The organism is Parvibaculum sp., assembly GCF_035511255.1.
In the GTDB taxonomy this organism is placed as follows: domain Bacteria; phylum Pseudomonadota; class Alphaproteobacteria; order Parvibaculales; family Parvibaculaceae; genus Parvibaculum.
On record NZ_DATKFR010000403.1, the window covers coordinates 1 to 9,039 of the forward strand.

Annotated in this window: 8 protein-coding genes; 3 read left to right on the top strand and 5 right to left on the bottom strand. The window is 64.7% G+C overall.

Going from position 1 to position 9,039, the window contains the following annotated elements:
- Nucleotide 1: 1 nt before the first annotated feature.
- Together VMR03_RS15425 and VMR03_RS15430 are read right to left on the bottom strand one after the other, a co-directional pair.
- Entirely contained in the window at nt 2-1,090 is a 1,089-nt protein-coding gene (locus VMR03_RS15425; RefSeq protein ID WP_325406776.1) for a strictosidine synthase family protein, read from the bottom strand.
- 27 nt (nt 1,091-1,117) lie between these two features.
- Nucleotides 1,118-2,956 (bottom strand): ABC transporter transmembrane domain-containing protein, encoded by a 1,839-nt coding sequence (locus tag VMR03_RS15430; protein ID WP_325406778.1) that lies wholly within the window; start codon nt 2,954-2,956, stop codon nt 1,118-1,120.
- A gap of 300 nt (nt 2,957-3,256) precedes the next feature.
- Here VMR03_RS15430 and rpmE point away from each other — a divergent pair, with 300 nt between their 5' ends.
- Nucleotides 3,257-3,484 carry a 50S ribosomal protein L31 gene (gene rpmE, locus VMR03_RS15435; protein ID WP_325406780.1) on the top strand — a complete coding sequence of 76 codons (228 nt, stop codon included), beginning with the start codon at nt 3,257-3,259 and terminating at the stop codon, nt 3,482-3,484.
- Between the two features lie 72 nt (nt 3,485-3,556).
- Here the strand turns inward: rpmE and VMR03_RS15440 are convergent, their stop codons facing one another.
- Together VMR03_RS15440 and VMR03_RS15445 are read right to left on the bottom strand one after the other, a co-directional pair.
- A complete protein-coding gene (locus VMR03_RS15440) occupies nt 3,557-4,111 on the bottom strand; it encodes a DUF1465 family protein (RefSeq protein WP_325406782.1) in 555 nt (184 codons plus the stop codon).
- A 349-nt stretch (nt 4,112-4,460) separates the two neighbouring features.
- On the bottom strand, nt 4,461-4,661 hold the full coding sequence (locus VMR03_RS15445; protein ID WP_325406784.1) for a DUF1192 domain-containing protein: 201 nt from the start codon (nt 4,659-4,661) through the stop codon (nt 4,461-4,463).
- Between the two features lie 94 nt (nt 4,662-4,755).
- Between VMR03_RS15445 and VMR03_RS15450 the strand changes: the two genes are divergently transcribed.
- Together VMR03_RS15450 and VMR03_RS15455 are read left to right on the top strand one after the other, a co-directional pair.
- Nucleotides 4,756-5,751: an NAD(P)H-quinone oxidoreductase gene (locus tag VMR03_RS15450; protein ID WP_325406786.1), complete on the top strand. Its 996-nt coding sequence runs from the start codon at nt 4,756-4,758 to the stop codon at nt 5,749-5,751.
- A gap of 148 nt (nt 5,752-5,899) precedes the next feature.
- Nucleotides 5,900-6,631 carry a DUF1013 domain-containing protein gene (locus VMR03_RS15455; protein ID WP_325406788.1) on the top strand — a complete coding sequence of 244 codons (732 nt, stop codon included), beginning with the start codon at nt 5,900-5,902 and terminating at the stop codon, nt 6,629-6,631.
- Nucleotides 6,632-6,839: 208 nt separating this feature from the next.
- Here VMR03_RS15455 and VMR03_RS15460 read toward each other — a convergent pair whose 3' ends face one another.
- A complete protein-coding gene (locus VMR03_RS15460) occupies nt 6,840-8,744 on the bottom strand; it encodes a propionyl-CoA synthetase (RefSeq protein ID WP_325406790.1) in 1,905 nt (634 codons plus the stop codon).
- Nucleotides 8,745-9,039: the final 295 nt, after the last annotated feature.

The following is a 9,039-nucleotide window of genomic DNA, read 5'->3' on the forward strand; positions in this document are numbered from 1 at the left end:
CTCAAAACGACTTGAATTCCTTCGTCTGCTTGCAGACGAGAATCTTCTTCTCGAAGACATTGCCGATCAGCATCAGGTCGTTGTAGCCGGCGGCGACGCTGGAGCCTGAAAGCTGTTCGCCGAGGTTGAGGTAGATCGTGCCAGCCTTGCCGCCGCCCTGCTTTCCGGGTTCGATGCGCACGACCTGGCTCGGCGAGAGGTGTTTCGGATCGGAGGCGTGGCGAATGAACGCCAGCATGTTCGGATGCGCGGCGATCAGAAGCGACCCATCCGGCTCGACGTCGATATTGTCGAGGCCGGTGCCGAGGCGCGTGTAGTCGCGGGCGGTGAGCGCGCCGGTCGCGGGATCGCGCGTATAAACATGCAGCGCCGCGCCGAGAGATTCCGCGACATAGATCGTGGCGCCGTCGGGGCTGACATTGATGCCGTTCGGGAAAAGGAGCATGTCGGCCGCCTTCCGCATCGCGGTGCCGTCGTAATAGACGACGTTCGCGTTCCGCAGCAGGAGGAGGTCGCTCAGTTGCGCACCCACACCCTTCGAGCCATGATCGTTCGTCGCGTAGAAGGCGTCGGGACCGACGGCGACGACGTCGTTCGGCGAAACGAGCAAAGGATCCGCGACGCTCTTCACATGGGCGAGTGTGCCGTCTTCGGCGATGTCGAAAATCTCGATCGCGTTGCCGGCTTCGGCGTGATTGACGACGAAGAGGCGGCGCTTTCCGTCGGCGCCGATATAAAGACTGATGCCGTGCGGCTTGAAATCGGCGGGCTCGTTCGGCGTGACGGGCGCGAGCGCCCATTCGTCGCGCGGCGCCTTCAGGTCGATCACGTAGATGCCGCCGCGCACTGCCTTGTCGCCGCGCATCATGGCGCGCCAATCGAGCGCACCGACATAGGCGAGGCCCCGCTCACGGTCGATGGCGATGTCCTCGGGGCCGGGGACGGATGCGATCTCGGTGCAATCGGCGGGCACCTCGGCTCGAATGCCGGTGAAATAGCCCGCCGCCGACAGGAAGCGCCAGCCGAGTACACTGACAATGCAGACGGCGACCACAAGCCCGATGATGACGTTGCGCAGCAGACGCGACATGTTCGCTCCCCCTATGTTTTCTTGAGCCTAGTGCAACGCGACGCTTTTTACATCGCCGATCATGTCGCCTGTGAACTGGAGGCGCGCGAGGCGGGCATAAAGACCGCCCTGACGGACGAGCTCGTCATGCGTCCCACTGGCGACGATGCGCCCCTCGTCCATGACGACAATGCGGTCGGCCTTGAGGACGGTCGCGAGCCGATGCGCGATGACGAGCGTGGTACGGCCTTCCATCAGGCCTTCGAGCGCCTGCTGGACGAGCGTTTCGCTCTCGGCATCAAGCGCCGAGGTCGCCTCGTCGAGAAGCAGGACGGGCGCGTTGCGCAGGATCGCGCGGGCGATGGCGATGCGCTGACGCTGGCCGCCGGACAGCGTCACGCCGCGCTCGCCGACCTGGGTTTCGTAGCCCCTCGGCAAGGTCAGAATGAAATCGTGGATGCGCGCCGCCTTCGCCGCCGCGAGAACGTCCTCGTCGCTGGCGTCGGGCCGGCCATAGCGGATGTTTTCGGCGACGCTCATGCCGAAAACGACCGTCTCCTGCGGCACGACGGCGAGGCGCGACCGCAGCTCGGACGGCTCGACCATGGTCGCTTCGACGCCGTCGAAGAGAACGCGCCCCTTCTGCGGATCGAAGAAGCGCAGCAGAAGTTGGAAGACGGTGCTCTTGCCGGCACCGGACGGGCCGACGATGGCGACCGTCTCGCCCGGTTCCACACGCAGCGAATAATCGTGCAGGGCGGAGACATGCGGCCGCGTCGGATAGGAGAAGGTGACGTTGTCGAAAACGATCGCGCCGCGCGCGGGCGACGGGAGCCGCAGCGGATTTTGCGGCGCGCGAATCTCGGGTTCGATTGCGAGAAGTTCCACCAGCCGTTCGGTCGCGCCCGCCGCCATCTGCATGTCGCCCCAGACTTCGGAAAGCGCCGCGACGGAGGTTGCCGCGAAGGCGGCATAGAGAATGAACTGAAGGAGCGAGCCGCCCGTCATCGTCCCCTGCACCACCGCATGGGCGCCGAACCAGAGCACGCCGACGACGCTGGAGAGGCCGATGAAGAAGATCAGAGCCGTCAGCACGGCGCGCGCGGTGATGCGCGCGCGGGCGGTGTCGAAGGAGCGCTCGACCGTCTCGTCGAAACGCCGGCGGTCGATCTCTTCATGCGTGAAGGACTGCACCGTCTGGATCGCGTTGAGGCTTTCGGCGCCGAAGGCGCTCGTGTCGGCGATGCGGTCCTGGCTCGCGCGCGAGAGCCGGCGTACCCAGCGGCCGAAGACGACGAGCGGCAGCACGATCAGCGGAATGGCGAGAAGGACGAGGCCGGAGAGCCAGGGGCTCGTTACCGCCATCATCGAGGCGGCGCCGAAAAAGAGGAAGACGTTGCGGAGCGCGACAGAGGCCGAGGAGCCGACGACCGTCTTGATGAGCGTCGTGTCGGCGGTGAGGCGCGACAGCACCTCGCCGGTGCGCGTGATCTCGAAGAAGGCTGGCGAGAGCTTCAGCACATGGGCATAAACCGCCTCGCGCAGATCGGCGACGACGCGCTCGCCGATCCAGCTCACGAAATAGAAGCGCGAGGCGCTGGCGGCTCCGAGCAACGCCGCGACGCCGATGAGGGCGAGGAAATAGGTGTCGATGAAGTCGGCATTCGCGCTGTTGAAGCCGTTGTCGAGGAGGCGACGGCCGGCCATGGGCACAAGGAGCGTGGACACGGTGGCGAGGACAAGGGACACGAAGGCGAGGAAGACCATGCCCTTGTAGCGGGCTATGAAGGGCATCAGCTTGGCGATCGGGCCGACGCTCCGGGCGGGTTTGCGCCGCTGGGCCTCTTCCTCGATGGCTTCGACGACGGGGTTCGATGCTTCGCTCATGATGGCGGCCCGCTGCGGTTGCGACTGAGGCGGCCTCGCAAGGACCCCCGATGGGTTCATATAGCAATCGCGGCGCCTTAGCGCCAATCAGGGTAATCCCTGATCGGGGCCAGAGCCCCGTGCGGCAGTTTCACGCAACCAGCCGCTCTCCTCCCCCTTGCCGCTCCTTTCATCGGGCCCGCTCCCTCCCGGCCCTTGTCAGCGGGGCCTCTCTTGGCTATAAGCCCCCATTCCGGCGGCGCCCAAGGTTGGCTGCCCCGGTTTGCTTGCCCCATTCCGACGCTCGAGAAGGCGACAGCCATGAAGAAAGAAATTCATCCCGACTATCACACGATCACCGTGACGATGACGGACGGGACCACCTTCCAGACGCGCTCGACCTACGGCAAGGAAGGCGACACGCTCGTCCTCGACATCGACCCGAACACGCATCCGGCCTGGACAGGCGGCGGCCAGCAACTCGTCGACCGCGCGGGCCGCGTCAGCCGCTTCAAGCAGAAGTTCGGCAATCTGGGCACCAAGGCCTGAGCGAACTGAGCGTCAGAGACGACAAAGCCCCGCTTTCGCGGGGCTTTTTCTTTGCACCCTCGCCAGGAGCGCTCAACCTTCGCCGAAGCTGCGCTCCAGCGTCTCGCGGTAGAAGGCTTCGACGCGGCTCAGTTGATCGGCCATGGGATGGCTCGTGGCGACAAGGCGGGGCTGATCGCGCAGCTGGCTGTCGAGCCGCTCGACCCGCGCATAAAGACGTTCCGAATGCGAAACGAGTTCGAGCAAGCGCGCCGGCAGGGCGTGGGCGCCGGCGAGACGGGCCGAACGGGCAATATCCTTGGTGGCGAGGCGATATTTCTCGGCGCGCGCTTCTTCGGGCGTGATTTCGCCCTCATGAACCGCCTTGCGCACCAGAAGCCAGGCGGCGACCTGCATCAGGCGGGTCGTCAGGCGCATGCTTTCGCCGGCATAGGCCAGGGAGGCGTCGCGGGAGAGGTTGCGAGAGGCTTCGCGGCCCGGCCCGTCGAGATAGGCGGACGTCTCCTCGACGAGCTGCATGCCTTCCTGATAGGTGCGTTGGAAAAGGCCGGAGGACATGAATTCGCCCAGCGAGACTTCCCCGCCGGCAAACTGCACATCCTGATCGATCCGATCGAAGCTCATCATCCCATCCCCTTCACCGTCCGTGCCGAAACAGCACAGTCAGGACCTGAAGGATCAACATTCGTGCCATGGATTCAGGCAGACCGCATGTCGAGAATGGTGGGATGATAAAAAAGAGCCGCGGAAAGCCCGCGGCTCAGTTCTAACAGGGAGGCGTCAAACAGAGTGGATAGGAACCACTCAAAATCCAGAAAGACTGGATTACGCAAGGTCACCCTAGCGCATTCATATTTATCAAATCGTTAAATGCCGCGCAAATAGGCAATTTTCCGCGAGCGCTGGATCACGCAGACCGGATTACTTGTTTTTCGTTGGAAAATTTCAAGTTTCCAAGGCCTTAGGCTGGAGGCAATTACTTCTTGAAGAGGGCCTCGGCAGCCGAGCGGGTCCCATGCTTTTTGTCGAGCTGCGCCCGGATGCGCGCAATCTCGGCCTCAAGCGACCTGATTCGGTCCTGCAGTTCCTCGATGCCCAGAAGGGCCAGATCCTCGCGGGCAAGCGCCGCCAGGGCCTCTCCGCGCCGTTTGCGTGGTTCGAGATCGTCGGTGTCCATGAGCTTCCTCCGACCTTTCCTGATGCCTTTGTTGCCAGTCTGATAGGGCTTGGATAGACCTTCAAGCCTGTCGCGTCGCCAGCAAGGAGCCGCCATGTCTCTCCCCGACCGGATGAAAGCCATCGCCATCACCAAGCCGGGCGGACCGGAGGTTCTGGAACTCGCCGAGATCGACCGGCCTGAGCCCGGCCATGGCGAAATCCTGATCCGGGTCGAGGCGGCGGGGGTCAATCGTCCCGATACGATCCAGCGCATGGGCTTTTATGCGCCACCGCCCGGCGCGCCTGATACGCCGGGCCTCGAGGTCGCCGGCGAAGTGGTCGCCACCGGGCCGGGGGTGACGCTCTGGAAGGCCGGAGAGCGGGTCTGCGCGCTGCTGGGCGGCGGGGGCTATGCTGAATATGCGACCGTCCACGAGACCCATGCCCTACCCATTCCCAAGGGCTTCAGCCTGATCGAGGCGGCGGCGCTCCCCGAGACGTTCTTCACGGTCTGGACCAATGTCTTCGAGCGCGGCGCGCTCAAGGCTGGGGAGACTTTCCTGGTCCATGGCGGCACCAGCGGCATCGGCACGACGGCGATCCAGCTCGCCCATATTTTCGGCGCCCGGGTCTTTGCAACCGCCGGTTCGGCCGACAAATGCGCCGCCTGCCTGCAACTGGGAGCCGAGGCCGCGATCAACTACCGCGAGCAGGATTTCGTCGCCGAGGTCAAGAAACTGACCGGCGGCCGGGGCGTCGACGTCATTCTCGACATGGTGGGCGGCGACTATATCGCCCGGAACATCCAGTCGGCGGCGCAGGACGGGCGCATCGTCTCGATCGCCTTCCTCAACGGCTCGGCGGCCGAAATCAATTTCATGCCCGTCATGCTGAAGCGGCTGACGCTGACCGGCTCGACGCTGCGCCCCCGGAGCATCGAGGAAAAGGCGGCGCTCGCCCGGGCGCTTCGCGAGAAGGTCTGGCCACTTCTCGATGCAGGCCGCGTCCGGCCGCGGATCGACGCCACCTTCCCGCTCGCCGAGGCCGCCAAGGCCCACGAGCTTATGGAAAAAAGCAGCCATATCGGCAAGATCATGCTGACCATTTGACCCGGCGTCAGCAAAAGGCGGCCGTCCCCCTGTCATGAGCCTTTCATTGGGGGGCTTTTCACCCTATATAACGGCCATCACCCGCTCATTCCGAGGAAGAGGAAAGGGTTCATCCGGTTTAAAGCCCGGGTGGATCAGAGGAACAGACATGATTCAGCCCCTCATGCCCAAGGCGACGGCCGTCTGGCTCGTCGAGAACACATCGCTCACCTTCGACCAGATCGCCGATTTCTGCGGTCTGCACGTGCTCGAGGTGAAGGGCATTGCCGATGGCGACGTGGCGCAGGGTATCAAAGGCATGGACCCAGTCGCCTCCGGCCAGTTGTCGCGCGCCGAGATCGAGCGCTGCCAGGGCAATCCGGCGACCCGCCTGATGGCCGCCGAGAGCAAGTACAAGGTGCCGCCGGTGCCGCCGCGCAAGGGGCCACGCTACACGCCCGTGTCGCGCCGTCAGGATCGTCCGGACGCCATTGCCTGGCTCCTGCGCAACCATCCGGAACTGACCGACGCCCAGATCGCCAAGATGGTCGGCACGACCAAGCCGACGATCCAGTCGATCCGCGACCGGACGCATTGGAACGCGGCCAACATCAAGCCGGTCGATCCGGTGACGCTCGGCCTCGCGACTCAGATCGAACTCGACGCCGCGGTGCAGAAGGCCGCGCGCAAGCTGGAACGCGAGCGCAAGAAGGCCGCGAAGGCGGCCGGCGGCGTCGACACGCTGCTCCCCGCTTCCGAGACCATCGCGCCCGCGCCGCAGCATGCGACCATCGCCGCGCCGGAACGCGAGGAAGAGCGCGAGGAACGCAAGAGCTACGACGCCGACAGCGTCTTCGCCAAGCTCAAGGACGTGAAGATCGAGGAGGACGACGAGGAGTAAGTCTCTTCGTCATTGCCGATCAGTACAAAATGGCCGGGTTTGTCCCGGCCATTTTTGTTTTGGCAGCGCGTCGAGAAAGACCCTCACCCAACCCTCTCCCAGAGGGAGAGGGCTTAGAAAGGAAGCGGCTTTTCAAGCCCCTCGCCCGCTTGCGGGAGAGGGAGGGGCCCGCCGCCGTCAGGCGGTGGGAGGGTGAGGGTCTTCACGCTCACCCCTTCTTCGCGTAGCCCGCACCGCCCAGCGCCTCGCCGATTTCGTTGAGGATCAGCGGGTCGTCGATGGTGGCGGGCGTGGTCCAGGCTTCGCCGTCGGCGATCTTGCGCATAGTGCCGCGCAGGATTTTTCCCGAGCGGGTTTTCGGCAGGCGCTGGACGACGATGGCGGTCCGGAAGGAAGCGACGGGACCGATCTTCTCGCGGATCAATGCGACCGCTTCCTTCTCGATATCCGCAGCCGGGCGATTGACGCCCTTGTTGATGACGAGGAAGCCCACAGGCACCTGCCCCTTCAGCTGATCGGCGACGCCGATGACGGCGCATTCGGCGACGTCGGGATGGCCCGCCAGCACTTCCTCCATGCCGCCGGTCGAGAGGCGGTGGCCGGCGACGTTGATGATGTCGTCGGTGCGGCTCATCACATAGAGGTAACCGTCCTCGTCGAGATAGCCCGCATCCGCCGTCTTGTAGTAGCCCGGATAGTCGGCAAGGTAGGAAGCGCGGAAGCCCTCGTCGTTCTGCCAGAGCGTCGGCAGGCAGCCCGGCGGGAGCGGCAGCTTCACGACGATGGCGCCGGTCGTATTGGCCGGAAGCTCCTTGGCCGCCTCGTCGACGACATGAATTTCATAACCGGGCATCGCGACGGTGGGCGAGCCGTATTTGACCGGCAGGTGCTCGATGCCCATCGGATTCGCGACCATCGGATAGCCGGTCTCCGTCTGCCACCAATGGTCGATGACGGGGACGCCCAGCGCACGCTCCGCCCACTGAATGGTATCAGGATCGCCGCGCTCGCCGGCGAGGAAGAGCATCTCGAATGTCGAGAGATCGTAATTCTTCACCAGCTCGGCCTTCGGGTCTTCCTTCTTGATGGCGCGGAAGGCCGTCGGCGCGGTGAAGAGCGCCTTGACGCCGTGATCGGCGATGACGCGCCAGAAGGTGCCGGCATCCGGCGTGCCGACGGGCTTGCCCTCGAAGAGGATCGTCGTGCAGCCGTGAAGAAGCGGGCCATAGACGATGTAGGAGTGGCCGACGACCCAGCCGACATCGGAGGCGGCCCAGAAGACGTCGCCCGGATCGACGCCGTAGACGTTCTTCATGGTCCATTTCAGCGCGACCATGTGGCCGCCATTGTCGCGCACCACGCCCTTGGGCTTGCCGGTCGTGCCGGACGTATAGAGCACGTAGAGCGGATCGGTGGCGGCGACAGGCACGCAGGCGGGCGCGCGACCTTCGGCGCGCGCCTTGTCCATCTCGTCCTTCCAGTCGAAATCGCGGCCGGCGACGAGTTTCGACTCGGCCTCGGCCCGCTGGAAGACGATTGTCGCCGAAGGCTTGTGCGACGCGATGTCGATCGCCTGATCGAGGAGCGGCTTGTAGGCGATGACGCGGCCGGGTTCGAGGCCGCAGGAGGCCGAGACGATCAGCTTCGGTTTCGCGTCGTCGATGCGGGTCGCGAGTTCCTTGGCCGCGAAGCCGCCGAAGACGACCGAATGGATTGCGCCCAGCCGCGCGCAGGCGAGCATGGCGACGACGGCCTGCGGAACCATCGGCATATAGACGATGACGCGGTCGCCCTTCGTCACGCCGTGGCGCTGAAGGACACCGGCGAAGGTCGCGACCTTTTCCGTCAGCTGGCGATAGGTGAAACTCTTCACCTTGCCGGTCATGGCGCTGTCATAGATCAGGGCCGGCTGATCGCCGCGCGTCGGGAGATGGCGGTCGAGGGCGTTCCAGCAAGTGTTGCATTCGGCGCCCGCGAACCAGCGCGTGAGGCCGGCCTCTTCCGACAGGACATGATCCCAGGGCCGCGACCAGTCGATCTCCCCGGCGGCCTGCGCCCAGAAGCCTTCCGGATCGCGTTTCCAGCGGTCATAGGTCTCGCGATAAAGGCCCATAGGTTCCCTCCCTCTTTCGGCATTTGCGGCGCGACTCTTTCAAGCCGTGCCGGTCATTGCAAGCCCCGGACGGACGAGGCGCCCGCTGCGGCTTGTCGCAGGGAAGACCTGCCATTACGGTGGGCCCGCAGGACCGGGAATCCGCAAAAAGGCACCGTCCAAGGGGAGCAATGACCACCAATCCGTATGAGATCGATCTCGACAAGAACCCGGCCAACTTTCAGCCGCTGACGCCATTGTCCTTCCTGAAGCGCGCGGCGGAGGTCTATCCAGACAAGCTCGCCATCATCCACGG

Excerpts from the sequence above, each read along its gene's own strand:
- VMR03_RS15440 (WP_325406782.1), bottom strand. The coding sequence starts at position 4,111 with ATGATGAGCTTCGATCGGATCGATCAGGATGTGCAGTTTGCCGGCGGG.
- VMR03_RS15450 (WP_325406786.1), top strand. The coding sequence starts at position 4,756 with ATGTCTCTCCCCGACCGGATGAAAGCCATCGCCATCACCAAGCCGGGC.
- VMR03_RS15425 (WP_325406776.1), bottom strand. The coding sequence starts at position 1,090 with ATGTCGCGTCTGCTGCGCAACGTCATCATCGGGCTTGTGGTCGCCGTC.
- VMR03_RS15430 (WP_325406778.1), bottom strand. The coding sequence starts at position 2,956 with ATGAGCGAAGCATCGAACCCCGTCGTCGAAGCCATCGAGGAAGAGGCC.
- VMR03_RS15455 (WP_325406788.1), top strand. The coding sequence starts at position 5,900 with ATGATTCAGCCCCTCATGCCCAAGGCGACGGCCGTCTGGCTCGTCGAG.
- rpmE (WP_325406780.1), top strand. The coding sequence starts at position 3,257 with ATGAAGAAAGAAATTCATCCCGACTATCACACGATCACCGTGACGATG.
- VMR03_RS15445 (WP_325406784.1), bottom strand. The coding sequence starts at position 4,661 with ATGGACACCGACGATCTCGAACCACGCAAACGGCGCGGAGAGGCCCTG.
- VMR03_RS15460 (WP_325406790.1), bottom strand. The coding sequence starts at position 8,744 with ATGGGCCTTTATCGCGAGACCTATGACCGCTGGAAACGCGATCCGGAA.